Genomic DNA, 24,747 nt, shown 5'->3' on the forward strand with positions numbered 1-24,747 from the left:
GATGGGCAGCGGAATATTCAGCTAGCGGGCTGCTGTTGAGTAATGCAGTGAATATTGCCGCCTCCCAGGAGTATTTCCCGCCCGGGCACCATCACCACCCGGCGATCGGGAAACAGGGACTCCAGGATGGCTTGTGCCGATGCATCCTGCGGATCATCGAATGACGGAGCGACGATACCGTCATTGACGATCAGGAAGTTGATGTAGGAGCCGGCCAGACGAATTGACGGATCGCGCGACTGGCTGCCGGCTACCCGATCCACACCCGCGCACTCTTCCGCCGTGGCATGGAGGGGGCCTGGAATTGGCATGCGATGCACGGTCAGCTCCCGCCCCCGTGCATCGCGGCTGTTCTCCAGTACCCGCAGCGCCGCCTCGCAACGGGCATGATTGGGATCGGTCACATCATCGGTCCAGGCCAGCACTACCTCGCCGGGACGCACGAAGCAGCAGAAGTTGTCCACATGGCCGTCGGTTTCATCGTTGTACAAACCCTCCGGCAGCCAGATGACCCGCTCGATTCCCAGATAATCCATCAGCATCCGCTCCACCTCATGGCGCTGCAGGTGCGGGTTGCGATTGGCGTTGAGCAGGCATTCCTCGGTGGTGATCAGCGTACCCTCGCCGTCCACGTGAATCGCCCCGCCCTCCAGTACGAAGCCGTCGGTGCGATAGCGCGGGCAGCGCTCCAGCCCGAGAATCTTGTCGGCTACCTGATCGTCCCGGTTCCATGGCCAGTACAAGCCGCCATCGAAACCGCCCCAGGCGTTGAATACCCAGTCGACACCGCGCACCCCACCCTGGCCATTGGTGACGAAGGTCGGTCCCGTATCCCGCACCCAAGCATCGTCGCTGCTGATTTCCACCACGCGGATCGCCGGGTGATCCAGTTGCAGACTGGCGTTGGCATATTGCGCGGCAGACACACCGACCGTGACCGGTTCGAAGCTGGCAATCGCCCGCGCCACCTCGGCAAAGGCGGCCTGGGCTGGTTTGGCACCGAGCCGCCAATTGTCCGGGCGTTCCGGCCAGAGCATCCAGGTCTGACTGTGCGGCGCCCACTCGGCGGGCATGGCGTAACCGTCGGCGCGGGGTGTGCTGTGCAAGGTGTACATGAATCAGGACTCCAGCGAACCATCCAGGGTTTTCAACGGACCATACAGGTTCGGCCGGCGGTCACGGAACACGCCCCAGGCGGCGCGAATATGCTCCAGTTGGTCCAGATCGAATTGCTGCACCAGCACGGTTTCGTCGCTGTCATTGGCTTCCTGTACCTTCTCGCCGAACTGGTCAGCGATAAAGGAGGCACCGTAGAAGGTGATGTCATAGCCATCCTGCTCTTCCCGCCCAACCCGGTTGCTCGCCACCAGCGGCATCAGATTGGCCCCGGCGTGGCCCTGTTGCACCCGCTGCCAATGATCCTTCGAGGTAATGGAGGAGTCATGCGGCTCGCTGCCGATGGCGGTGGGATAGAACAGGATTTCCGCGCCTTGCAAGGCCATGGCTCGGGCGCTTTCCGGGAACCATTGATCCCAGCAGATACCCACACCAATAGTGGCAAAGCGGGTCTTCCAGACCTTGAAGCCGGTATCGCCGGGGTTGAAATAGTACTTTTCGTGATAGCCCGGGCCATCCGGAATATGACTTTTGCGGTACACACCCAGATTGCGCCCGTCAGCATCAATAATGGCAATACTGTTGAAGCGCGCCCTGCCAGACAACTCGAAGAAGCTGATCGGCAACACCACCTCGAGCTCCTTCGCCAGCTTGCTGAAATGCGCAATGGCAGGATTATCTTCGACCGAGGTGGCCAGCTGCAGGTATTCGGGGTTGGGCTTCTGGCAGAAATACGGCGTCTCGAACAGCTCCTGAATCAGAATAATCTGCGCGCCCTTGGCTGCGGCCTGACGCACCAGCTGTTCTGCTTTGGCTATATTGGCCTGGCGATCCCAGCTGCAGCTCATCTGGGTGGCGGCGACGGTAACAAGGCGTGGCATGGTGGTTCTCCGGCAAAGTGAGTCATGTATCAGAGCATAACCCATCGTGCCTGATCAGGTTCTTGAGGATGTTCGCAACCAACAAAAAACGCGCCGTACCGGCAGGTACGACGCGTTGGTTACAGCTATACAGACCTCAACACTTTACCGACACGCTATCCCCTGCTTCACATGCCCAGCCACTCCGGCAGCGCCAGGGAAATCGCCGGCACGTAGGTGATGATGGCCAGAAAGAACAGCAGCAGCATTAACCACGGCATAGCCGCGCGGATCACCGAACCTACCGGCATACCGGTCACTGCCGAGGTAACGAACAGGTTCAGCCCCACCGGCGGGGTGATCAGGCCGATTTCCATATTGACCACCATGATGATGCCAAGGTGGATCGGATCAATGCCCAGCTGCATGGCAATCGGGAACAGGATCGGTGCCAGGATCAGGATGATCGCTGACGGCTCCATGAAGGCACCGGCGATCAGCAACATGATGTTCACGGCCAGCAGGAACATCCATGGCGACAGATCCATCGCAGTCACCCAGGCGGTGATGGCTTGAGGAATCTGCTCGGTGGTCAGCACATGAGCGAATAGCATGGCATTGGCGATGATGAACATCAGCATGATGCTGAGTTTGGCCGCCTCCAGAATTACCTTGGGGCATTCGCGCAGGGTCATGTCCTTATATACGAACACCGCGATGAGCCAGGCATAGACCGCTGCTACGGCTGCTGCTTCGGTAGGCGTGAACATCCCGGAGTAGATACCGCCGAGGATAATCACCATCAACAACAGGCCCCACGCCGCCTTACGCGCCGCAGACAGCCACTCACGCACCGAAGCGCGCGGCAACGCTGGCAGGTTTTTCTTCACCGCGATAACGTAAATCGCGATCATCAGCGCCGCACCGAGCATCACACCAGGGACCACCCCCGCCATGAACAGCTTGCCTACCGATTGCTCAGTTGCTGCGGCGTAGACCACCATGACGATGGACGGCGGAATGAGGATGCCCAGGGTACCCGCGTTACACACAATCCCCGCACCGAAGGCTTGCGGATAGCCGGAGCGCACCATGCCCGCGATGGCTATGGAGCCTACCGCTGCCACTGTAGCGGGCGACGAACCGGACAATGCAGCAAATAGCATGCAAGCCATTACCGCACCGATCGCCAAACCACCACGAATATGGCCGACGGTGGCGTTGGCGAAGTCGATCAGTCGTCGTGCTACGCCGCCGGTGGTCATAAATGCTCCAGCCAGCAGGAAGAACGGAATAGCCAGTAGGGTGTAATGCTCGGATGTCTCGAACAGCTTGACCGCCAACCCGCTCACCGAGTCGGGGCTGAACAACATGATGGTCAGCGAGCCGGCCACCCCGAGGGAAACGGCGATCGGCACACCGATGAACATCAGAACGAACAAAGCCAGGAATAGAAACAGAATGGTCATGGGTTACGCTCCTCATCGTCGGCCAGTTTGGCGGCATCCGCCGCTTCATCAGCCAACCCCAGGCCGGTCTGCTCATGGCGCAGAATACGAATCAGGATTTCGGAAAAACGGATGAACATCAGGGCAAACCCAAACGGCACAACCAGCGCGACATGCCATTTACGAATACCAAATTGGTCCAGGTCATCAGCGTGAATGGCGTTACTGACCAGCGCGGACACCCACTCGAAACTGGCCACGCCAAGTAGCCCGGCATACCCCAGACAGACCAGACAGGCGATGATGCCAATCACCCACTGGGTACGCTGACTGGTCAGGCGCACCAGCGCATCGACACCGATATGCCCGGCCGTACGCACGCCGTAAGCCAGGCCGAAGAAGATCAGCCAGGCGAACAACGCTTTGCTCAGGGCATTCGCCCACGTCATGGTCTGAGCGAGCTCGACGATGAAATCACCAATGGCAAAGAAAAAATCGCTGGTCACTTCAAACGAGTCACCGAGGCCGTAAAACACGTTATATAAATTGTTAAGGATGACGTAGACAAACGTCACCAAGGTCATCGTCGCCAGCAGGAAGACGATGAAACCTTCCTCAAAACGATCCCAGACAAGACGAAGCGCATGCATGGTGGTTTCTCCAAGGGTCTAAAAACAAAAAGCCGGCATCCCTGCCGGCACAGTCAGCACTCAATTCAGAGGTTGCTAGCTTTAGCTTTTTCGATCAGATCAGCGCCGATTTCCTTGCTGAACTTCTGCCATACCGGCTGCATCGCTTCGCGCCACTCAGCACGCTCCTCGGGGGTCAGGGTGAGTATTTCGGTGGTGCCAGCCTCGAGAATCCGCGCGCGTGATTGCGCGTTCAGCTCATCAGCATGGCGGTTCACCTCAACGCTCACTTCGGCCAGAACCTCTTTCAGCTCACTGCGGATATCCTCCGGCAGGTCGTTCCAGAATTGGGCATTGGTGATGACCATGTAGTCGATCAGGCCATGGTTCGACTCAGTGATGTACTTCTGTACCTCATTCACTTTCTGACTTTCATAGTTGGACCAGGTGTTCTCGGTGCCATTGACTACACCGGTCTGCAGCCCTTGATAGACCTCGGCAAAACTCATCTTGCGGGGAATCGCGCGCAGTGCCTTGAACTGTTCGTCCAGCACCGCAGAAGCCTGTACCCGGAATTTCAGGCCGCGGGCATCACGTGGCTCACGTAACGGTTTGTTGGCGGACAGCTGACGCATGCCATTGTGCCAATAGGCCAGACCGAGGATATTCTTGTGCAGCATCGCCTTCAGCAGCTCCTGACCCGCCTCGCTCTGCTGGAAACGGTCCACCGCCGCCATGTCATCGAACAGGAACGGCAAGTCAAAGATCTGCAACGGTTTGGCGTAATGCTCGAACTTGGACAGCGACGGCGCCAGCATATGCACGTCACCCAGCATCAGCGCATCCATCTCCTTGCCATCACCGAACAGCGAAGAGTTGGGATAGACATCCACCTTCACACGACCCGGCAAGCGCTCCTCGGCAAGCTTCTTGAACAGCAAGGCGCCTTGCCCCTTGGGCGTATTGTCCGCCACCACGTGGGCAAACTTGATGACCACCGGCTCGGCCGCCTGGGCTAGACCGACAACGGTGAATGACATTGCGCAAACAATTGCTTTCAGTGTGTTCTTAAACATGTGCAGGTACCTTTTGTTGTTATCTTTCAATCAGTTAGCAAACCATTCTTAGATCGTGAGACCAGCGCGCTGCAGCACCCGCCGCGCCTGTCCGATCACTGGTGCATCAACCATCTGGCCATCGACCACGAACACACCCTCCCCGGATGCGCTGGCGCTCATGACCCGCTGCGCCCAGTTCAACTCGTCGCTGTCAGGCATCAGGGTCTGGTGCACCACCTCTACTTGAGCAGGGTGAATGCACAGCATTCCACCGAACCCCATGTCGCGGGCATCGGCAGCCATTTGTGCAAGGCCTTCGGGGTTCTTGATGTCAGGGAATACGCTATCCAGTGGTGATGCGAGATCCGCCAGGCTGCTCTGCAGCAGGATGGCGTAGCGCGCCTGATCAAGAATCCTGCCGGCTGCTGCGGTACCACTGTTCAGGCCCAGGTCGAGACCCAGATCCAGCGCGCCGAAGCTCAACCGTTCGACGCCGTCAGCTTGGGCGATTGTCGGTAATGCCTGCAGCCCCAGGGCGCTCTCAATGATCGGCCATACCGGCTTGCCACTGGCTGCTGCGATAGCTACCTGATCAGCACTCTCGACCTTGGGCAGTAGCACGCCGATGACACCAGCATGCCTGCGACATACCTCCAGATCCGCCTTCTGCTCGGCATGCAGCGGGGCGTTGATGCGCACTAATACCTGCGCCTCGGGATTGGCTGCGAGAAACGCATCCAGATTGCTGCGAGCCTCGCTCTTGAGGTTCTCCGCCACAGCGTCTTCCAGATCAACGATCACTGCATCTGCGCCGCTGACTAATGCTTTTGGGATGCGCTCGGGCCGGGTCGCCGGCACGAATAGCGCAGTCCGGATAATGGGTTTGAGAGTATTCATATTGCCCCCTGCTGACGCAGACGCTGAATATCGTCTTCGGCGTAGCCCAGCTCACTGAGCAGACTGTCGGTATGCTCGCCCAGCGCGGGCACGGCATCCATGCGCGGCTCGAATGCCGTGTTGCGGCCGGGCGGCAGCAGCGCCGGCAGCATGCCAGCCGGACTACCGACCTCGGACCAGCGCTGGCGCGCCTTGAGCTGCGGGTGAGCCCAGACGTTAGCCATATCATTGACGTGGGCGTTGGCGATCGGCGCCGCATCCAGGCGCGCAATCACTTCGTCGGAGCTCAGCGAGGCGAACGTCTCGACGATGATCGCGCGCAGTTCAGCACGGTTTTCCGAACGCTTGGAGTTACTGGCAAAGCGCTCGTCGCTGGCCAGCTGCGGCTGCAGCAGAACCTTCTCGCAGAATCCCTGCCATTCCCGCTCGTTCTGCAGGCCGAGCATCACCGACTTGCCGTCGCCGGCAGGGAACGGGCCATAGGGGTAGATGGTGGCGTGCGCCGCGCCGGCACGGGGCGGCGGCGTTGCGCCCTGGTAGGCGTAATACATGGGAAAGCCCATCCACTCGACCAGGCTTTCCAGCATGGACACGTCGATACGGCTGCCGACGCCGGTCTTGTCCCGCAGCATCAGCGCCGACAGCACGCCGGTGTAGGCGTACATGCCCGCGGCGATATCGGCGATGGAGCAGCCGGCCTTGGCCATCTGGTCTTCACCCGGGCCACCGGTGACCGAGAGAAAGCCGCCCTCACTCTGGATCAGCAGGTCATAGGCCTTCTTCTGTTCGTAGGGGCCGCCCTCGCCGTAGCCGGAAATATCGCAGACGATCAGTTGCGGGAACCGTTCGTGCAACGTCTCGAAGGACAGCCCCATGCGCGCCGCAGCGCCCGGCGCCAGGTTCTGTACCAGCACGTCGGCCTTGGCCAGCAACTGCTCCAGCACCTTGTCGGCGCCGGGCTGCTTGGCATTCAGCGTCAGGCTTTCCTTGGAGCGGTTGGTCCAGACGAAGTGCGAGGCCAGGCCATCGACGCGCTCGTCGTAACCCCGGGCGAAATCGCCGGAGCCGGGACGCTCGACCTTAATTACCCGCGCGCCCAGATCGGCCAGTTGCCGGGTACAGAACGGCGCGGCAATGGCGTGTTCCAGGCTGACCACGGTGATCCCGTCCAGGGGCCGGGGTTTGTTGTGCTGCTCACTCATTATCTGTTCCTCCCGCCAGACTGACCTGGCTCATATCCGTCTGCTCACGCAATACCCACACCCGGGCCACCAGTACTCCGGCCTGATCGGCATCGCAGGCGCCGGAAAAAGCCACCAGCCGGCGGAATTTGTCCTCCAGCTCGGCCCGGCTCAAGGTATTGCCCGGATCGCCCTTGGGCTCGTCGATGCTGCCGTGCAGCGTGCGGCCGTCCATGGTGGTGACCACGACCCGACCCAGCCAGCGCTGCGGATAGGCACCGTCGACTTCCGGATCCAGCTGCATGCTGACTTTCTCGCGGAAGGCCGCAATCCGGGCATCGGTCAGGCTGTGCTGCTCGAACTCCGGCAGGCCGGCCTTGCCGTAAACGGCGATCAGGCCCAGTACGGCACCCATGGAGAATTTGGCCTGGTGCACAGTCTGCGGCACCACCACCCGGCCCAGCACGTCGATCGCGCCCTGGTGCACCCGGGTTACCACGCTGGCGATGTCATCAGCCTGCAGCTGCTCGCGCTGCATCAGGTCCAGCAGCGCATCGGCTGCCGGATGGGTGTGCCGGCAGGAAGCGTGGAACTTGAACGAGGTTTCCGGCAGCGCCCAGCGGCTGCCGAGGCGGTCGGACAGTTTGCTCGGATCAGCATCGCTGGACATGCCCGCGGCCATGCCCTGATCACCTTCGAGAATATTCTGCGCACCAGTGAGGCCATCGGCGGTCATATAGGCGGCCAACAGGCCATCGGCAGCGGCCTTGGCGGTATGCAGTTGCTTGGAGTCGGCGGCATCGCGCAGGAACTCCCACAACCCGGCAGCCTGCGTACCGGCGCTGCCGAGCAGGTGAGTGAACTGCTGCTGGTTGAAGCCCATCAGCTTGCCCACCGCCACGGCGGCGGCCAGGGTGCCGACGGTCGCGGTGGTATGGAAGATGCGGTAGTGCGAGCGGCCGAGGAATTCACCGATGCGGATACCGGCCTCGTAGCCGGCAACCGAGGCAAGAATCAGCTCGCGACCGCTCTTGCCCAGATCCTGGGCGGCGGCCAGTGCTGCGGGAAACACCACGGTGGCTGGGTGCAGCACGGAGCTATTGTGCAGGTCATCCTGCTCGACCAGATGCGAGCTGGCGGCGTTGACCAGCGCGGCGAAATAGGCCGAGCTGGACTGACCGTTGACCAGAATCTGCGCCGGACCACTGGCCGGCCCCATCTTCTGTGCATAGCGCTCGAACAGCGGAATCGGGTGGGCGCCCTGGCTGGCCAGTGCCGAGGCCAGCCAGTCGAGGAACAGATCTTCGGTACGCGCAATCACCCCCTCGGGGAGTTGTTCGTAACGCAGATCGGCGAGAAAGGCTGTCAGCGCCTGAGTGTGTAGGCTCATTTCATCATTCTCCGATCAGAAGCTGCGCGGCAGACCGAGGATGTGCTCGGACACGTAGGACAGAATCAGGTTGGTGGAGATCGGTGCTACCTGGTACAGACGGGTCTCGCGGAACTTGCGCTCGATGTCATATTCGTTGGCAAAGCCGAAACCACCGTGGGTCTGCATGCAGGCGTTGGCTGCTTCCCATGACGCCTTGGCAGCGAGGTACTTGGCCATGTTCGCTGCGGCACCCGCGTTGCGGCCGGCGTCATACTCCTCACAGGCACGCCAGCGCATCAGGTCGGCTGCCTCGATTTCAATATGCGCTTCGGCAATCGGGAACTGCACCCCCTGGTTCTGGCCGATCGGACGACCGAACACCACGCGGTCGCGGGCATACTCGGTGGACTTCTGGGTGAACCAATGGCCATCACCGATGCACTCGGCGGCGATCAGGGTACGCTCGGCATTCAGACCATCGAGGATGTAGCGGAAGCCCTTGCCTTCTTCACCGATCAGGCAGCTCTCGGGGATTTCCAGATTGTCGAAGAACAGCTCGTTGGTTTCATGGTTGACCATGTTGGCGATCGGCTGCACGGTCATGCCGTTACCGATGGCCTGGCGCAGGTCGACCAGGAAGATCGACATGCCGTCGGCCTTGCGCTGCACCTCGGCCAGTGGCGTGGTGCGCGCCAGCAGGATCATCAGGTCGGAATGCTGGACCCGCGAGATCCACACCTTCTGGCCATTGATCACATATTTGTCGCCCTTCTTCACCGCCGTGGTCTTGATCTTGGTGGTGTCGGTGCCGGTGGTCGGCTCGGTGACGCCCATCGACTGCAGGCGCAGCTCGCCGCTGGCCAGCTTCGGCAGGTAGAAGCTCTTCTGCTCCTCGCTGCCGTTACGCAGCAGGGTGAACATGTTGTACATCTGGCCGTGCACGGTGCCGGAGTTGCCACCGCAGCGGTTCACCTCTTCCAGAATGATCGACGCCTCGGCCAGTCCCAGACCGGATCCGCCGTACTGCTCGGGAATCATCGCCGACAGCCAGCCGGCCTGGGTCAGGGCGCTGACGAAGGCCTCCGGAAAACCCTTGGCCTCGTCGATTTTTCGCCAGTATTCACCGTCAAACTCGGCACACAGGGCGCGAACCCCTTCACGGATGGCGTTGTATTCTTCGTTCAGGTACGGGTTCATTGTTGTGTCCTCTGGTTCATGCTCAACCCCGGCGCGATGGGCCGCCGGGGCATCAATTCGGTTGGGTGGTAAATCAGTTGAATTCGACTTCGGCCTGCTGGGCGATACCCTCGTCATTACCGGTCCACAGTTCGGCCTTGCCCGGCTCGACAATGCGGCCACCGGCAACAAAAGGATGTGGAGCGATCAACGGGCGCATGCCGCGGTAGGCAAAACGTTGCAGCTTCGCGTCAGGGTTGGCCCGACAGAAGGCTCGCAGATTCAAGGTCGCCATTAATGGACCGTGTACTACCAGGCCGGGGTAGCCTTCCGTTTCGGTGACGTAGGGCCAGTCGTAGTGGATGCGGTGGCCATTGAAGGTCACCGCCGAGTAGCGGAACAACAGGGTCGGGGTCGGGGTGATGGACTCCTGCCAATCGGCTTGCGGCAGCGCAGCACCGCCGGCCAGCTTCGGCGGCGTTGGTTCGCGATAGACGATATCCTGCTCCTCGCGAACCGCCAGCTGACCGCCCTGCAGATAGTCATGCTGCACGGTGACAAACAGCAGAGAGCCGGTACGACCGACTTTTTCCTCGACCCGCAGAATGGTGGAAACACGGGAAGCCTCAGCGCCGACCTTGAGTGGCGCATGGAACTCAACTCGCCCGCCGGCCCACATGCGGTTGCGGTTGTCCGCTGGCGGCAGGAAACCGCCGCGCGCAGGGTGGCCATCAGCGCCCAAGCCGGTTTCAGCCACAGCTGGCTGAAAGAAGCACCATTGCCACAGCGGCGGCAACACCTCACCAGCCTGCGGAGCGGGCTCACCCAGAGTAGCGGCGATACGCTGCAGCAGATTCAGGCTGAGGTGATCGTGGGTTTCTTCGGTACGCCCGACCCAGGCGGATAATGCTTGATCGCTCATCGGTTAGTCCCCGTGGCTGACTTGTATTTTTCAGTATCATTGCCAAGTGGCTACCGATCTGTGAATCTACATTTCAGCAAGGGGGCGTTCGGTTTTGATTAACACTGAAGCAGCACACCAGTAAACACGCGGGACACAGCGAGCCATGCATTTCGATTTATCAGATCTTCGTCTATTCATTCATATCGCCGAATCACCCAGCCTGACCCAGGGTGCACGCAAAGCGTTCATCTCACCGGCTGCCGCCAGCGTGCGGATCAAGAGTCTGGAAGCCGAGGCCGGCAACCGGCTGTTGTACCGTGACAGCCGGGGCGTGGAGCTGACCCCGGCTGGCCAGCTGTTTCTGCAGCATGCCCGGCTGATCATGCGCCAGGTCGACTACATGAAAAGCGAGTTCACCGAATACGGCACCGAGGCCGCCGGGCATATCCGCATCTTTGCCAACACCACCGCCGCCACCGAGTTCCTGCCGGAAATTCTTGGCGGATTCCTCGCCGAACGACCGGGCGTGACGGTAGATCTGCAGGAACGCCTCAGTCGAGACATCGTGCGCGGCGTGCTGGACGGGTCCACCGACATGGGGATCATCGCTGGGCCGGTCAAGGCCGATGGGCTGCAGGCGATTCGCTTCAGTACCGACCGCTTGGTATTGGTCACCCCAAAGGATCATCCGCTGGCCGGGCGTCAGAGCATCAGGCTGGAGGAAACCGCGAACTACCCCCATATCGGGCTACATGAAGGCACCACCCTGCTGCGCTTTCTGCAGGAACAGGTCGCCGAGAACGGCAACAGCCTGAACATGCGCATCAAGGTCTACAGCTTCGAGGCCATGTGCCGACTGATCGAATCCGGGGTCGGCCTGGCGGTGATGCCGGATTCTGCCGCCCGCCGCCACCAGCGCACCATGGCGCTGGCAGTAATCGAGCTGGACGAGCCCTGGCGGGTGCGCGAGCGCAGTATTCTGGTGCGGGATCTGGAAGCGCTGCCGAAGGTAATACGGGCCTTGATCGAACAGCTGCAGGCCTATGAGGACAGATGTTGAATCCGGGTTAGCTTCAAGATTTCCGGCCAGACCGCATAAGCCCTACCCCGCAGGCATCTGCCGGTAAAAATCCGCCAGATGCCGATAAACCGCCGGCCACGCAGCTAGCAACGACTCGGGTTGCTCAAAAAAGGTTTCCGATAGCACAGCAAAAAACTCGGCCGGGTCTTCCAGGGCGTAGTCATCCACCGGCAGCGGCTCGTCGTTGTCGGCCCGCCGCGCCAGATCATTCCAGGCCGCGGCAAAATCGCGTTGCCAGGCCGCCGCATCCATGTCCGCGTGCAGCGGCGGCGCACCATTGGCGCTGGCGTCGCGCATATCCAGCGTGTGTGCGAGTTCGTGAATCACCACGTTGTAGCCATCGCCCTGCCCGGAATGCCAGACATCCTCCAGCGACAGCACCACCGGCCCGCGTTCCCAGGCCTCACCGCTGCGCTCGCTGGTTTCCTGATGAACAATCCCGAACTCGTCCTCCCAGCTGTGCTCGGCAACGAAAGGGCCGTCGTACAGAATCAGCGTCTGCCAGCGGTCATACCATTCCAGCCCCAGTTCGAGCACCGGCACCACCGCCATTCCGGCGATACGCAGGCGCAGCCGGTCATCCAGCTCAGCGCCATTGACCGCCACCAAATGCTTGCGCAGCAACAGACGCAGCGCCAGCTCCTGAATATGGCGTTGTTGCTCCGGCCGGTAACGCTGGTATACCGCCCAGTCGCCCAGCGCCTGTTGCCACTGATCAGCCGTGACCGTCAGCCGGCGCAGCTGGCGATCTTCCCGCCAATAGCGCAGGCGTTGCCACCAACCCGAGGCCGGGCGCTGGGTAGAAGCTGCTTTGGAAATGACTGTGCTCCTGTCGGGGTTACGGCATGACCATAGCATGCAGGTCCACAGGCACATGTGCCAGCCCATAAGGCTGGCCATGCAGTAGCCGTTTTCAGCCCGTCATCAGGGCATCCTGGCCCGAGCGAACCCCGTTATTGGACGATGGCCTCGGGCTTATCGTGAACACCGAAGCGATCGACGATAGTGCTGCTGGCTTCGTTGAGTCCCAGCACCTCGACTTCAACACTTTCACGGCGGAACTTGATGACCACCTTGTCCAGGGCGGCCACGGCGGTTATATCCCAGAAATGAGCACGGTTCAGGTCGATGGTTACCTTGCTCAGCGCTTCCTTGAAGTCGAAGTCAGCAACGAATTTATCCGCTGAGCTGAAGAATACCTGACCGATGACCTCGTAGCTGCGATGTTCGCCGGTTTCGTCCAGCGAGGAGCGGACATCCATGTGATGGCCGATCTTGTTGGCGAAGAACATCGCAGCCAGCAGCACGCCTGCCAGAACACCAAAGGCCAGATTGTGGGTGAAAACAACGACGGCCACCGTGACCAGCATCACCAGATTGGTGGATAGCGGATACTTTTTGAGGTTGCGCAGCGACTCCCAGCGGAAGGTGCCGATCGACACCATGATCATCACCGCCACCAGAGCCGCCATGGGGATCTGACTGACCCAGTCGCTGAGAAAGACCACCATCAACAGCAGCACGACCCCGGCCACCAGGCACGACAAACGCGTACGCCCACCGGATTTCACGTTGATAACCGACTGACCGATCATCGCGCAACCAGCCATGCCGCCCATCAGGCCCGAGGCGATATTGGCTACGCCTTGGCCCTTGCATTCGCGATTCTTGTCGCTGGGCGTGTCAGTCATCTCGTCGACAATGGTTGCGGTCATCATTGACTCCAGAAGGCCGACCACGGACAGCGCTGCTGCGTAGGGAAAGATGATTGTCAGGGTTTCGAAGGTCAACGGCACGTCAGGCCACAGAAAGACCGGCAATGTATCAGGCAGCTGCCCCATGTCGCCGACCGTGCGGATATCCAGGCCCAGATAGAGAGCTACACCGGTGAGAACCAGGATGCACACCAGCGGCGACGGGATGAGCTTGCCGATCCGCGGCACATAGGGAAACAGATAGATAATGCCCAGGCCGGCGGCGGTCATCGCATAGACGTGCCAGGTGACGTTGGTCAGCTCAGGCAGCTGCGCCATGAAGATCAGGATCGCCAACGCATTCACGAAGCCGGTCACCACCGAGCGCGAGACAAAGCGCATCAGCGAGCCGAGCTTCAGATAGCCGGCGATAATCTGCAGCACACCACACAGCAAGGTAGCCGCCAGCAGGTACTCAAGGCCGTGGTTCTTGACCAGCGTCACCATCAGCAACGCCATGGCACCGGTTGCAGCGGAGATCATTCCCGGACGGCCGCCGACGAAGGCAATCACCACCGCGATACAGAAGGACGCGTAAAGCCCGACCTTGGGATCCACACCCGCGATGATGGAAAAGGCGATAGCCTCAGGGATCAGGGCCAGTGCCACCACAAGGCCGGCAAGCAAATCACCACGGATATTGGAGAACCAGGTTTGTTTCAACGAGTGGAGCATCAGAATTTCCAAAGCAATGGATCGCCCAGCACAGCAGGGCAGAGGTCCTGTGTAGCTGGTCGATTCGAGATCAGGTTATCGGGTGTAGGTGCTGTGGCTGGTGGCAGACCGGATACACAGCAAAGCCTAACCGCTGGCGAAGCAAGCGATTACGGGTAATGCGAGGGGGCGCAGCACTATGGCGGCGTAGGCTGCCAGGTCATGTTTCGCAGAGTCAGCATCAGGGGCCTTATCAAGATTTTTGTAACTCAAACAGCGCGCCAGTCTACAGGGCAAAAACCGTTTGGGCGAGCCCCGCAGCCCGGTCGCCGTACCAGGCGGTGATCGGGCATCCTATATCGCTTGCTCCTCTGGGCCTTCTCTATACCGTATGCAGATACCACATATACTCAAGATCCGAGATGGTCTTCTCGAACTCCTCCATCTCGCTTTCCTTGCACAACACGAAGACGTCCAGATACTCCTCACCGATGTATTCCTTCATCACCTCGGAGCCTTCCAGTTCGCGCAGTGCGTCGCGCAGGTTGGTCGGTAATGACGCTTCGTGCTGCTCGTAGGCGTTACCCTCGGTCATGGCCGGCGGCTCGATGCGATTACTGATGCCGTAATGAATGGCTGACAGCAGCGCCGCCATCAGCAGGTAAGGGTTGGCATCGGCGCCGCCGAGGCGGTGTTCGATACGCATGGCTTCCGCCTCGCCGCCCGGCACCCGTACTGCCACAGTGCGGTTATCGATGCCCCAGGTCGCGGCACAGGGCACGAAGAAGCTCGGACTGAAACGCCGATAGGAATTGACGTTGGGGCACAGGAAGGCCATGTATTGCGGGAGGGTTTCCAGCAGACCACCAATGGCCCAACGCAACGCATCAGGCAGATTGCCGTCGGCATCCGGGGCAAAGATGTTCGTTCCGTCCCGCTCCAGACTGATATGCACGTGCATGCCGTTACCCGCCTGATCGTGGTAGGGCTTGGCCATGAAGGTGGTGTCCATCTCGTGGTCATAAGCCACGCTCTTGATCACCCGCTTGAGCAGCACGCTGTAATCGCATGCCTTGACCGGATCATCCACGTGATGGAGGTTGACTTCGAACTGGCCGGGAGCCGATTCGGCGACGATGGCGTCAGCGGGGATGCCCTGCTCGTGGGCAGCTTCGATGACGTCCTCGAGGAATTCTGCGTATTCGTCCAGGTCATCCATGGAGTAGACCTGCACCGAATTGGGTCGCTTGCCGGAAATTGGCGAACGCGGCGGCTGCGGTCGACCAGTGATGTTCTCCTGATCGATCAGATAAAATTCCAGCTCGAACGCCGATACCGGCTTCAGACCCAGATCAGTGAAACGCTCGACTACCTGTTGCAGCACATAGCGGGGATCGGCAAAGAACGGCGTCTTACGGTCCAGTTCGTACATGGTCATCAATAGCTGACCGATGGGACGCTTCTGCCAGGGTTCGATACACAGCGTGCCGGGAATGGGCAGACAGATACGATCGGCATCACCGATTTCCAGACCCAGGCCGGTTTCCTCGACGGTGGTGCCCTGGATATTCAGGGCAAATACCGACGCCGGCAGCGCGATACCGCGGTCAAAAGCCCGGATCAATGCCGAACGATCGATGCGCTTGCCCCGAACGATACCGTTCATGTCGGCAATCAATAGATCGATGAAGTGAACCTCGGGATGCTCGGCCAGAAAAGTCTCGGCTTCCTGCATATCAACGGGAAGGGTATCGACTGGGTCAAGGGCTGGGATACTGGCGGGCTCGGTACCGACTGCCGTGTCATCGGCTGGGGAGTGCATGTTCGTCACCTGTTATTTGTAAAATATATCAATCATGACTCATATTGATTGAGAGTAAATCCGAAAGGCTACAGCGAGTCAATAGACCTCTGACCGCCCTGCAATGGCGCACAACGCACCATTCAAAGCCATTCTCGAACACCCATGAAAATCCCTTATCATGGGCTTTACAGGCGATTCGCAATGATTTTGTGGTTGTTATTCTTTGTTGCTATTGTATGAAAAATTGAACAAGCAACTCTGCAAAAGTGACAGTATGTTCGATATCCGCAAGTCGCTGATTGCCACTGTCTGCTCCGATACTGCTGTAATGAATTTGGGCCCAAGAGGACTGTATGAACAAGATTGAAGCTTTTCTCAAGGAACACAGAATCACCGAAGTCGAGTGCATGGTCAGTGATCTCACCGGCATTGCCCGCGGCAAGATCGCCCCGACGGCCAAGTTCATATCTGAAAAAGGCATGCGTCTGCCGGAAAGTATTCTGCTGCAGTCGGTGACCGGCGATTATGTCGAAGACGACATCTATTACGACCTGCTGGACCCAGCGGATATCGACATGATCTGCAAACCGGATGACGACGGCATCTACCTGGTACCTTGGGCGATCGAGCCGACCGCGCAGATCATCCATGACTGCTATGACAAGCAGGGCGAGCCCATCGAGATGTCGCCGCGCAATGTATTGAAGAAGATTCTGCGGCTGTATACCGAGAAAGGCTGGAAGCCGTTGGTAGCGCCCGAAATGGAGTTCTATCTGACCAAGCGCAACGATGACCCCGATCTGCCGCTGCAGCCACCGGTTGGCCGCTCCGGTCGTCAGGAGACCGGGCGCCAGTCCTTCTCGATCGACGCCGCCAACGAGTTCGACCCGCTGTTCGAGGACATGTACGACTGGTGCGAGGCTCAGGGCCTGGATCTGGATACGCTGATCCACGAAGAAGGCACGGCGCAGATGGAGATCAACTTCCGCCATGGTGACCCGCTGCACCTGGCCGACCAGGTGCTGGTATTCAAGCGCACCATGCGCGAGGCCGCTCTCAAGCATGATGTGACCGCCACCTTTATGGCCAAGCCGATCACCAATGAGCCAGGCAGCGCCATGCACCTGCACCAGAGCATCATCGATATCAAGACCGGGGAGAATATCTTCTCCAATGCCGATGGCAACATGAGCCAGCTGTTTCTGCATTACATCGGCGGCATGCAGCGCTACATCCCCGAGGTATTGCCGCTGTTCGCACCGAACGTCAACTCGTTCCGGCGTTTTCTGCCGGACACCTCGGCGCCGGTCAACGTGGAATGGGGCGTGGAAAACCGTACCGCCGGGCTGCGCGTGCCGGACTCCACACCGCAGAACATGCGCCTGGAAAACCGTCTGCCCGGCGCCGATGCCAACCCTTACATTGCCATCGCCGCCAGCCTGCTATGCGGCTATCTGGGCATGGTCAACTCGATAGAGCCGACCGCACCGGTGCAAGGCCGGGCCTATGAAAGACGCAACCTGCGCCTGCCCTTCTCCCTGGAGTCGGCCCTTGAACGCATGGAAATGTGTACTGACATCCAGGAAGTATTGGGTGAAAAATTCTGCCGCGGCTATATCGCCGTCAAACGTGTGGAAAACGAAAACTACAAGCGTGTCATCAGCTCCTGGGAAAGGGAGTTCTTGTTGTTGAGCGTCTAGCAGGCCGTCATTCATTCAACGGAGCAGAGGATTACCGTCATGACCAAACCTACCACCGCTGAACTGCAGGCCATGGATGCGGCTCATTATCTGCATCCCTTCACTGACCACAAGGCGCTGGGCGCCCGTGGCACGCGAATCATCGAGCGTGCCTCAGGCGTTCATCTGTGGGACAGCGACGGCAATCGTATTCTCGACGGCATGGCCGGGCTCTGGTGCGTCAACATCGGCTACGGGCGTACTGAACTGGCCGAGGCGGCGTATCGGCAGATGCTCGAACTGCCCTATGCCAACAGTTTCTTCCAATGCACCAACTCACCCGCGGTGCAGCTGGCCAGCGCGATTGCCGAGCAGGCCCCGGCGCACATGAACCATGTGTTCTTCACCGGCTCCGGCTCCGAGGCCAACGACACCGTGCTGCGCATGGTGCGCCGCTACTGGGACCTGCAAGGTCAACCAGAGAAGAAGACCATCATCGGTCGTATCAATGGCTACCACGGCTCCACCGTCGCCGGTGCCAGTCTCGGTGGCATGTCGGTGATGCATGAACAGGGCGACTTGCCCATCCCCGGTATCGTGCATATCGCCCAGCCCTACTGGTATGGCGAAGGCGGCGATATGAACGAGAACGAGTTCGGGCTGTGGGCAGCCCGTCAGCTGGAGGAAAAGATCCTTCAGGTGGGCACCGACAAGGTCGCCGCCTTCATCGCCGAGCCCATTCAGGGTGCTGGCGGGGTCATCATCCCCCCCTCCACCTACTGGCCGGAGATCAAACGCATCGTCGACAAGTACGGCATCCTGCTGGTAGTCGATGAGGTGATCTGTGGTTTCGGCCGTACCGGTGAATGGTTCGGCAGCCAGCACTTCGACCTGCAACCCGACTTCATGTCCATCGCCAAAGGTATGACGTCCGGCTACCTGCCCATGGGTGGGGTGATTGTCGGCAGTCGCGTGGCCAATTGCCTGATCGACAATGGCGGTGAGTTTTTCCACGGCTACACTTACTCAGGTCACCCCGTGGCTGCCGCGGTCGGCCTGGAAAACCTGCGTATCCTGCGAGAGGAAAAGATAGTCGACTATGCTCGTAACGAAGCGGCGCCCTATCTGCAGCAAAAGATAGCAGGCCTGGCGGAGCATCCGCTGGTCGGAGAGGTCCGCGGTACCGGTATGCTCGGCGCCTTTGAACTGGTCAGCAATAAGGCCACCCGGGAACGACTCCCCGGCAAAGGCGCCGCTGGAACCCTGTGTCGGGACATGTGCATTCTCAACGGGCTGGTGATGCGCGCGGTAGGCGACACCATGATCATGTCACCACCACTGGTCATTCAGCCGGAGGAGATCGATGAACTGTTCGACAAGGCCTGGCGTAGTCTGAATATGGCTGAAAAACAGCTGCGTTAGACGGGATAACAGGTAAAAGCCGGCACAATGCCCTGTCAAGCCTATCCGCCCGGGTCACGCTTGCATACACTAGCCGCGCCGGCGCAGGTGCCCGGTGAGAAAGGACTGAATACAGCCCCGGAGTTCGCTCCGGGCAGTGATAGATCATCCGATAACAGCCGGCTTTCCGGCCACACCAGAAGCAGCAGGCAGACCCGGTCACCGGGCAGCGTCTGCAACAGGAGAAGACATGAAACTTACAATGCACAAGACATTGCTGGCCATGGCCGTTACCGGGTTGTTCACCAGCGCCGCACACGCTGCCGGCGAATTGAAGATCTATAACTGGTCCGACTATATCGCCGAGGACACCGTTGCCAACTTCGAAAAGGAAACCGACATCAAGGTGACCTACGACGTATACGACTCCAACGAGGTGCTGGATGCCAAGCTGCTCACTGGCCGCTCCGGCTTCGATATAGTCGTACCGTCCAATCACTTTCTGACCAAGCAGATCGAGGCGGGTGTATACCAGAAACTGGATCACAGCAAACTGCCGAACATGAAGAATCTCAACCCGGCGTTGATGGACCAGATGGAAAGCATCGATCCGGGCAGTCAGTACTCGATTCCCTACATGTGGGGCACCAACGGTATCGGCTACAACATCGACAAGGTCCAGGCCATCCTCGGTGAGAATGCCCCGCTGGACACCTGGGATCTGGTCTTCAATCCGGAAGTGGCCGCCAAACTGGCCAGTTGCGGTATTTCCATGCTCGACTCCGGTGACGACATGCTGACCTCCACCCTGCAATACCTGGGTCTGGACCCCAACAGCAATGATGCCGACGATCTGAAAAAGGCCGAAGAGCTGCTGATGAGCGTGCGTGGGCATGTGACCTACTTCCACTCCTCGCGCTATATCTCGGACCTGGCCAACGGCGAGATCTGCGTCGCTGTCGGCTTTTCCGGTGACGTCTTCCAGGCCGCAGCCCGGGCCGAGGAAGCGGATAACGGCGTGAACATCGGCTACACCATTCCCAAGGAAGGTACGCAGCTGTGGTTCGACATGATGGCGATTCCCAAAGGTGCGCCGAACGCCGACAACGCGCATACTTTCATCAATTACATCCTGCGCCCGGAAGTGGTCGCGCCGATCACCGACTATGTGGCCTATGCCAACCCCAACCTGGCGGCCAACGAGTTCGTTGACCCGGAAGTCCTGAGCGATCCGGCGATCTATCCCACCGAGGAGGTCATGGCCAAGTTATTTGTGGCCAAACCGCGCCCGCTGGCATCTCAACGGATCATCACCCGAGCCTGGAACAGGATCAAATCCGGTCGCTGATGCCACTCTTTACGGGGCCGCTCAGCGGCCCCCTTCTTGTTGGGGAGTACTGATTATATGGTAGGTGCCGCAGGGGCCATGAAACAGGCCATGGCCACGAACGAACCAGTGGAGTTCGTCAAGATTCAGCGCGTCAGCAAACAGTTTGATGATGCGCTGGCGGTGGATGATGTCACCCTGACCATCAACCGGGGCGAGATCTTTGCCCTGCTTGGCGGCTCGGGTTCGGGCAAGTCCACCCTGCTGCGCATCCTTGCCGGTTTCGAAAAGCCCACCGAGGGCCGGGTGCTGCTCGACGGTCAGAACATTACCGAACTCCCGCCACACAAACGGCCAATCAACATGATGTTCCAGTCCTATGCACTGTTCCCGCACATGACGGTGGAGCAGAACATCGCCTTTGGACTGAAACAGGACAAGCTGAGCAAAGCGGAAATCAACGAGCGCGTAGCGGAAATGCTCAAGCTGGTACACATGAGCAAGTTTGCCAAGCGCAAGCCGCACCAATTGTCCGGTGGCCAGCGTCAGCGCGTAGCACTGGCCCGCTCGCTGGCCAAACGACCGAAACTGCTGCTGCTTGACGAGCCCATGGGCGCGCTGGACAAGAAACTGCGCTCGCAGATGCAGCTGGAACTGGTGGAAATCATCGAACGGGTCGGCGTGACCTGCATCATGGTCACCCACGACCAGGAAGAGGCCATGACCATGGCCCAGCGCATCGCCATCATGGACCAGGGCTGGATTGTCCAGGTCGGCACGCCGATGGATATCTACGAGAGTCCGGTAAACCGCCACGTCGCCGAATTCGTCGGCAGCGTGAACATCTTCGAGGGCGAGATCGTCGCCGACATGGAAGACCACGTGATCATCGAATGTCCGCAGCTGGATCGACAGATCTATCTGGGCCACGGTGTCACCACCCGCGCCGAGAACAAGAGCGCGATGTACGCTCTGCGTCCGGAAAAGGTCTTCGTCAGCACCGAGCAGCCCGAGCAGGCATACAACTGGGCCCACGGCCAGGTGCACGACATCGCCTATCTGGGCGGCCACTCGGTGTACTACATCAAGCTCGACAGCGGCAAGATGGTGCAGGCATTCTTCGCCAACTCCGAACGCCGCCTGCCGCGCCCAACCTGGGAAGACAAGGTCTACGTCAGCTGGGATGACGACGGCGGCGTGGTGCTGCAGTCATGAACTTCCTGCGTCGCCCCAGTGGCAAGGCGCTGGTGATCAGCATCCCCTACCTGTGGATGTTCCTGTTCTTCCTGCTGCCCTTTGTCATCGTCCTGAAGATCAGCTTCTCCCAAGCGGCGATCGCCATTCCGCCCTACGAGCGGGTGTTCCAGTATGCCGACCAGGCGCTGACCATTGCCCTGAACATGGGCAACTACATCTTCCTGAGCCAGGACAGCCTGTATTACGCGGCCTACCTGAGTTCACTGAAAATTGCTCTGGTCACCACCCTGGTCTGCCTCGGGCTGGGCTATCCGATGGCGCTGGCCATCGCCCGTGCACCCCGCGAGCGCCAGCTGGTCTACCTGTTGCTGATCATGATGCCGACCTGGACCGCATTGCTGATCCGCGTATACGCCTGGATGGGCATCCTCAGCGCCAACGGCCTGCTCAACAATGCCCTGCAGACGCTGGGCATCATCGACGTGCCGCTGCAGATCCTGAATACCAATACGGCGGTATACATCGGGCTGGTGTATGCCTACCTGCCATTCATGGTGCTGCCGCTGTACGCCAATCTGGTCAAGCATGATTCGGCCCTGCTGGAGGCCGCCACTGATCTGGGTGCCAGCCGCATCAAGGCATTCTGGAAGGTCACCGTACCGCTGTCGCGGGCCGGCATCATCGCCGGCAGCATGCTGGTGTTCATTCCGGTAGTCGGCGAGTTCGTCGTCCCCGAACTGCTCGGCGGTCCGGAAACCCTGATGATCGGCAAGGTGCTGTGGCAGGAGTTCTTCAATAACCGCGACTGGCCGGTGGCCTCGGCGCTGGCAATAGTGATGCTGGTCTTGCTGCTGATCCCCATCATCCTGTTCCACTACAACCAGGCTCGGGAAATGGAGAAGAAGGCATGAGACGTCCTGATTTCTCCAGCGTGGTCCTGTGGCTGGGCCTGCTGTTCATCTACTTGCCGATGGTCATTCTGGTCATCTACTCGTTCAACGCCTCGCGACTGGTCACCGTGTGGGGCGGCTGGTCGGTGCACTGGTACCTGGGCCTGCTGGACAACACCCAACTGATGGGTGCGGTCAAGCGCAGCCTGCAGATCGCTTTCTACACGGCTACTGCGGCGGTGGTGCTGGGTACCATGGCGGCTTTTGCCATGACCCGTATCAGCCAGTTCCGTGGGCGCACGCTGTTCTCCGGCATGGTCACCGCCCCGCTGGTGATGCCCGAGGTAATCACCGGTCTGTCGCTGCTGCTGCTGTTCGTGGCGCTGGCGCAGATTCTGGAGTCGCTGTTTGGCGTACTGTTCGATCGTGGCATGCTGACTATCTGGATCGCCCACACCACCTTCTCGGTAGCTTATGTCGCCATTGTCGTCAGCAGCCGCCTGGGCGAACTGGACCAGTCGATCGAAGAGGCCGCACTGGATCTCGGGGCGCCGCCATGGAAGACCTTTCTGCAGATCACCGTGCCCATGATCGCACCCTCCATCGTTGCCGGCTGGCTGCTGGCCTTCACCCTGTCACTGGATGACCTGGTATTGGCCAGCTTCGTATCCGGGCCCGGCTCAACCACCCTGCCGATGGAAATCTTTTCCGCCGTGCGCCTGGGCGTGAAACCGGAGATCAACGCCATTGCCAGCGTCATACTGCTTGCCGTATCGCTGTTCACCCTGCTGGTCTGGTTCATCTTCCGGCGCGCGGACCGCCGCAGCCGGATGCCGTTGCCGGATGAAACGCCGGCGCGCTGATAACGCTACCTGATGCCGGAGTCCGGCGTCAGGTGATCTCCCTGCCTCCTCCTGCCCAGCAAAGACCCTTGGCAAATATTCAGACTCGGGTTAAGCTGCAATCACGAATGAACATTCATTCGCATTGTAATGAGGCCTGAAACAAGGCGCCTGAGGAACGGCATGAAGCCGTTCCCTGTCGCTGTACAAACAGTCGGAAGCGGTTAGAATGCAGCGATGAACAATCATTCCAAAACCGCTGATAACAAGCCACAGCCCCTTGGCAGAACCGTCCGCCCCCGGATCAAGGACAAGCGCGCCGCCATATTACGCGCCGCACTCAAGGTGTTTGCCGAGGGCGGCATGAATGGCGTTCCGATGCCGGTACTGGCCCGACAGGCCAATGTCGGCACCGGCACCATCTACCGCTACTTCGAGAGCAAGGAATTGCTGGTCAATGAGCTGTTTCGCGAACAGAAGCTGGCTATCAATCAGCGATTGTACGCGGATCTGGACCTGCAACGCCCGGCTGACGAAGTATTCAGCGAGGTCTGGCGGCGCATGGTGCAGTTCACCCGCGAGGAGCCTGACGCCTATCGCTTCATGGAACTGCAGGATCACCGGCCTTATCTGGATGAGGCCAGCCGCACATTGGAACGTGAGGCACTGACGCCGATTCTGGCCCAGTACCGTGCGTTGCAGAAACGCGGGATCTTCCGCAGTGACATTCGCGCCGAGGTGTTGATGACGCTGGTGTGGGGAGCTTTCATCAATCTGATCAAGGCAGAGCGAGATGGCCATATCAGCCTTTCCGAGGAGGATATAGCCGCTGCCCGGGATGCCTGCTGGGGGTTGTGCACTGGTTGAACCGACTGTTCGTATTCATTCACCCGAGGAGAGACAGAATGCGAACACTGACTGCAACACTGGCCGCGCTTGGCCTGAGCGCCATGGTCCTGGGCCAGAGCCAGGCCGGAGAAGTGGAACAACAATGGCTGGACATGATTGCCAGCGGCAAGGCCTATCCGGCGACCACGCTGATGCCACTGTTCCAGCAGCTGGAAACGGTGGACACCGATTTCATGGTGGGTACCTGGAAGGGCGGCAAGTTTGATGGGGGTGCCGAGCCCGATCCGATCAACTGGTACGGCAAGCGCTTCACTTCGCCCGCCCATGTCGAACCGCTGCTGGTAACCAATACCGATGGCGAAGTGGTCACCTATGATCGGCTCGGCGCGGCACAGATGCGTAACATCGAGTTTGATGGCCAGGTCTCCGCCGCCCTGATCTACGATAGCCAGCCGATCATGGATTACTTTCGCAAGGTCAATGACAACCTGGTTATCGGTCTGGGTGATATCAAGGGCAAGCCTACCGACTTCTTTTTCTATCTGATACGCGAGTAAGCAAGCGGGCTTGCAATCGATGGGCAAAACCCGCGAGAGCAGCTCGCACTGGAGGGGCTGCAAACGTCACG

General features: G+C 59.7%; 22 protein-coding genes. 9 read left to right on the top strand and 13 right to left on the bottom strand.

Annotated elements, in window-relative coordinates; translation table 11 throughout:
• Nucleotides 1–17: 17 nt before the first annotated feature.
• The 10 genes from aguA to INT39_RS07580 form a co-directional block, all read right to left on the bottom strand.
• The gene (gene aguA, locus INT39_RS07535; RefSeq protein ID WP_193073350.1) at nt 18–1,115 is read right to left on the bottom strand and encodes an agmatine deiminase; all 1,098 of its coding nucleotides are present in this window, start codon (nt 1,113–1,115) and stop codon (nt 18–20) included.
• Nucleotides 1,116–1,118: 3 nt separating this feature from the next.
• Complete coding sequence (gene aguB / locus INT39_RS07540) at nt 1,119–1,997, bottom strand: N-carbamoylputrescine amidase (protein WP_193073351.1); 879 nt, start codon at nt 1,995–1,997, stop codon at nt 1,119–1,121.
• 167 nt (nt 1,998–2,164) lie between these two features.
• A complete protein-coding gene (gene dctM, locus INT39_RS07545; RefSeq protein ID WP_193073352.1) occupies nt 2,165–3,445 on the bottom strand; it encodes a C4-dicarboxylate TRAP transporter large permease protein DctM in 1,281 nt (426 codons plus the stop codon).
• Nucleotides 3,442–4,074 carry a TRAP transporter small permease gene (locus INT39_RS07550; RefSeq protein ID WP_193073353.1) on the bottom strand — a complete coding sequence of 211 codons (633 nt, stop codon included), beginning with the start codon at nt 4,072–4,074 and terminating at the stop codon, nt 3,442–3,444. Before INT39_RS07550 ends, dctM begins: the two co-directional genes overlap by 4 nt.
• Before the next feature lie 65 nt (nt 4,075–4,139).
• Complete coding sequence (locus tag INT39_RS07555; protein ID WP_193073354.1) at nt 4,140–5,129, bottom strand: TRAP transporter substrate-binding protein; 990 nt, start codon at nt 5,127–5,129, stop codon at nt 4,140–4,142.
• Nucleotides 5,130–5,177: 48 nt separating this feature from the next.
• The gene (locus INT39_RS07560; protein WP_193073355.1) at nt 5,178–6,008 is read right to left on the bottom strand and encodes an HpcH/HpaI aldolase/citrate lyase family protein; all 831 of its coding nucleotides are present in this window, start codon (nt 6,006–6,008) and stop codon (nt 5,178–5,180) included.
• Nucleotides 6,005–7,210 (bottom strand): CaiB/BaiF CoA transferase family protein, encoded by a 1,206-nt coding sequence (locus INT39_RS07565; protein WP_193073356.1) that lies wholly within the window; start codon nt 7,208–7,210, stop codon nt 6,005–6,007. Before INT39_RS07565 ends, INT39_RS07560 begins: the two co-directional genes overlap by 4 nt.
• Entirely contained in the window at nt 7,203–8,579 is a 1,377-nt protein-coding gene (locus tag INT39_RS07570; RefSeq protein ID WP_193073357.1) for an MmgE/PrpD family protein, read from the bottom strand. The genes INT39_RS07565 and INT39_RS07570 overlap by 8 nt, the downstream gene beginning before the upstream one ends.
• A gap of 15 nt (nt 8,580–8,594) precedes the next feature.
• On the bottom strand, nt 8,595–9,758 hold the full coding sequence (locus INT39_RS07575) for an acyl-CoA dehydrogenase family protein (RefSeq protein ID WP_193073358.1): 1,164 nt from the start codon (nt 9,756–9,758) through the stop codon (nt 8,595–8,597).
• A 73-nt stretch (nt 9,759–9,831) separates the two neighbouring features.
• Nucleotides 9,832–10,659, bottom strand: a complete 828-nt coding sequence (locus tag INT39_RS07580) for a MaoC family dehydratase N-terminal domain-containing protein (protein ID WP_193073359.1) — start codon at nt 10,657–10,659, stop codon at nt 9,832–9,834.
• A gap of 145 nt (nt 10,660–10,804) precedes the next feature.
• Between INT39_RS07580 and INT39_RS07585 the strand changes: the two genes are divergently transcribed.
• Complete coding sequence (locus tag INT39_RS07585) at nt 10,805–11,701, top strand: LysR family transcriptional regulator (RefSeq protein ID WP_193073360.1); 897 nt, start codon at nt 10,805–10,807, stop codon at nt 11,699–11,701.
• Between the two features lie 42 nt (nt 11,702–11,743).
• Here INT39_RS07585 and INT39_RS07590 read toward each other — a convergent pair whose 3' ends face one another.
• The 3 genes from INT39_RS07590 to INT39_RS07600 all read right to left on the bottom strand — a co-directional run bounded on the left by INT39_RS07590 (nt 11,744) and on the right by INT39_RS07600 (nt 15,865).
• Entirely contained in the window at nt 11,744–12,622 is an 879-nt protein-coding gene (locus tag INT39_RS07590) for a zinc-dependent peptidase (protein WP_226944606.1), read from the bottom strand.
• A 53-nt stretch (nt 12,623–12,675) separates the two neighbouring features.
• Entirely contained in the window at nt 12,676–14,151 is a 1,476-nt protein-coding gene (locus tag INT39_RS07595; RefSeq protein WP_193073361.1) for a SulP family inorganic anion transporter, read from the bottom strand.
• A 361-nt stretch (nt 14,152–14,512) separates the two neighbouring features.
• On the bottom strand, nt 14,513–15,865 hold the full coding sequence (locus INT39_RS07600; RefSeq protein ID WP_193073453.1) for a glutamine synthetase family protein: 1,353 nt from the start codon (nt 15,863–15,865) through the stop codon (nt 14,513–14,515).
• A 422-nt stretch (nt 15,866–16,287) separates the two neighbouring features.
• Between INT39_RS07600 and INT39_RS07605 the strand changes: the two genes are divergently transcribed.
• From INT39_RS07605 to INT39_RS07640, 8 genes are all read left to right on the top strand, one after another.
• Entirely contained in the window at nt 16,288–17,634 is a 1,347-nt protein-coding gene (locus INT39_RS07605; RefSeq protein WP_193073362.1) for a glutamine synthetase family protein, read from the top strand.
• 39 nt (nt 17,635–17,673) lie between these two features.
• Complete coding sequence (locus INT39_RS07610) at nt 17,674–19,035, top strand: aspartate aminotransferase family protein (protein WP_193073363.1); 1,362 nt, start codon at nt 17,674–17,676, stop codon at nt 19,033–19,035.
• A 229-nt stretch (nt 19,036–19,264) separates the two neighbouring features.
• Nucleotides 19,265–20,362 carry a polyamine ABC transporter substrate-binding protein gene (locus INT39_RS07615; RefSeq protein ID WP_193073364.1) on the top strand — a complete coding sequence of 366 codons (1,098 nt, stop codon included), beginning with the start codon at nt 19,265–19,267 and terminating at the stop codon, nt 20,360–20,362.
• Between the two features lie 57 nt (nt 20,363–20,419).
• The gene (potA, locus tag INT39_RS07620) at nt 20,420–21,556 is read left to right on the top strand and encodes a polyamine ABC transporter ATP-binding protein (RefSeq protein WP_193073365.1); all 1,137 of its coding nucleotides are present in this window, start codon (nt 20,420–20,422) and stop codon (nt 21,554–21,556) included.
• Nucleotides 21,553–22,449 (top strand): ABC transporter permease subunit, encoded by an 897-nt coding sequence (locus tag INT39_RS07625; RefSeq protein WP_193073366.1) that lies wholly within the window; start codon nt 21,553–21,555, stop codon nt 22,447–22,449. The genes potA and INT39_RS07625 overlap by 4 nt, the downstream gene beginning before the upstream one ends.
• A complete protein-coding gene (locus tag INT39_RS07630; protein ID WP_193073367.1) occupies nt 22,446–23,291 on the top strand; it encodes an ABC transporter permease subunit in 846 nt (281 codons plus the stop codon). Before INT39_RS07625 ends, INT39_RS07630 begins: the two co-directional genes overlap by 4 nt.
• A 216-nt stretch (nt 23,292–23,507) precedes the next feature.
• Nucleotides 23,508–24,137, top strand: a complete 630-nt coding sequence (locus INT39_RS07635) for a TetR/AcrR family transcriptional regulator (protein WP_193073368.1) — start codon at nt 23,508–23,510, stop codon at nt 24,135–24,137.
• Nucleotides 24,138–24,175: 38 nt separating this feature from the next.
• Nucleotides 24,176–24,676, top strand: coding sequence for a DUF4334 domain-containing protein (locus tag INT39_RS07640; protein ID WP_226944607.1), 501 nt, complete (start codon nt 24,176–24,178; stop codon nt 24,674–24,676).
• Nucleotides 24,677–24,747: the final 71 nt, after the last annotated feature.

The organism is Pseudomonas sp. FME51 (assembly GCF_014897305.1).

Bases quoted from the DNA above. Each gene is read 5' to 3' on its own strand.
- INT39_RS07550 (WP_193073353.1), bottom strand. From the start codon at position 4,074: ATGCATGCGCTTCGTCTTGTCTGGGATCGTTTTGAGGAAGGTTTCATC.
- INT39_RS07560 (WP_193073355.1), bottom strand. From the start codon at position 6,008: ATGAATACTCTCAAACCCATTATCCGGACTGCGCTATTCGTGCCGGCG.
- INT39_RS07605 (WP_193073362.1), top strand. From the start codon at position 16,288: ATGAACAAGATTGAAGCTTTTCTCAAGGAACACAGAATCACCGAAGTC.
- INT39_RS07575 (WP_193073358.1), bottom strand. From the start codon at position 9,758: ATGAACCCGTACCTGAACGAAGAATACAACGCCATCCGTGAAGGGGTT.
- INT39_RS07570 (WP_193073357.1), bottom strand. From the start codon at position 8,579: ATGAGCCTACACACTCAGGCGCTGACAGCCTTTCTCGCCGATCTGCGT.
- INT39_RS07565 (WP_193073356.1), bottom strand. From the start codon at position 7,210: ATGAGTGAGCAGCACAACAAACCCCGGCCCCTGGACGGGATCACCGTG.
- INT39_RS07600 (WP_193073453.1), bottom strand. From the start codon at position 15,865: ATGCAGGAAGCCGAGACTTTTCTGGCCGAGCATCCCGAGGTTCACTTC.
- INT39_RS07595 (WP_193073361.1), bottom strand. From the start codon at position 14,151: ATGCTCCACTCGTTGAAACAAACCTGGTTCTCCAATATCCGTGGTGAT.
- INT39_RS07555 (WP_193073354.1), bottom strand. From the start codon at position 5,129: ATGTTTAAGAACACACTGAAAGCAATTGTTTGCGCAATGTCATTCACC.
- INT39_RS07625 (WP_193073366.1), top strand. From the start codon at position 21,553: ATGAACTTCCTGCGTCGCCCCAGTGGCAAGGCGCTGGTGATCAGCATC.
- INT39_RS07615 (WP_193073364.1), top strand. From the start codon at position 19,265: ATGAAACTTACAATGCACAAGACATTGCTGGCCATGGCCGTTACCGGG.
- INT39_RS07590 (WP_226944606.1), bottom strand. From the start codon at position 12,622: ATGGCCAGCCTTATGGGCTGGCACATGTGCCTGTGGACCTGCATGCTA.
- aguB (WP_193073351.1), bottom strand. From the start codon at position 1,997: ATGCCACGCCTTGTTACCGTCGCCGCCACCCAGATGAGCTGCAGCTGG.
- INT39_RS07630 (WP_193073367.1), top strand. From the start codon at position 22,446: ATGAGACGTCCTGATTTCTCCAGCGTGGTCCTGTGGCTGGGCCTGCTG.
- aguA (WP_193073350.1), bottom strand. From the start codon at position 1,115: ATGTACACCTTGCACAGCACACCCCGCGCCGACGGTTACGCCATGCCC.
- INT39_RS07610 (WP_193073363.1), top strand. From the start codon at position 17,674: ATGACCAAACCTACCACCGCTGAACTGCAGGCCATGGATGCGGCTCAT.
- INT39_RS07635 (WP_193073368.1), top strand. From the start codon at position 23,508: ATGAACAATCATTCCAAAACCGCTGATAACAAGCCACAGCCCCTTGGC.
- INT39_RS07640 (WP_226944607.1), top strand. From the start codon at position 24,176: ATGCGAACACTGACTGCAACACTGGCCGCGCTTGGCCTGAGCGCCATG.
- potA (WP_193073365.1), top strand. From the start codon at position 20,420: ATGGTAGGTGCCGCAGGGGCCATGAAACAGGCCATGGCCACGAACGAA.
- INT39_RS07580 (WP_193073359.1), bottom strand. From the start codon at position 10,659: ATGAGCGATCAAGCATTATCCGCCTGGGTCGGGCGTACCGAAGAAACC.
- INT39_RS07585 (WP_193073360.1), top strand. From the start codon at position 10,805: ATGCATTTCGATTTATCAGATCTTCGTCTATTCATTCATATCGCCGAA.
- dctM (WP_193073352.1), bottom strand. From the start codon at position 3,445: ATGACCATTCTGTTTCTATTCCTGGCTTTGTTCGTTCTGATGTTCATC.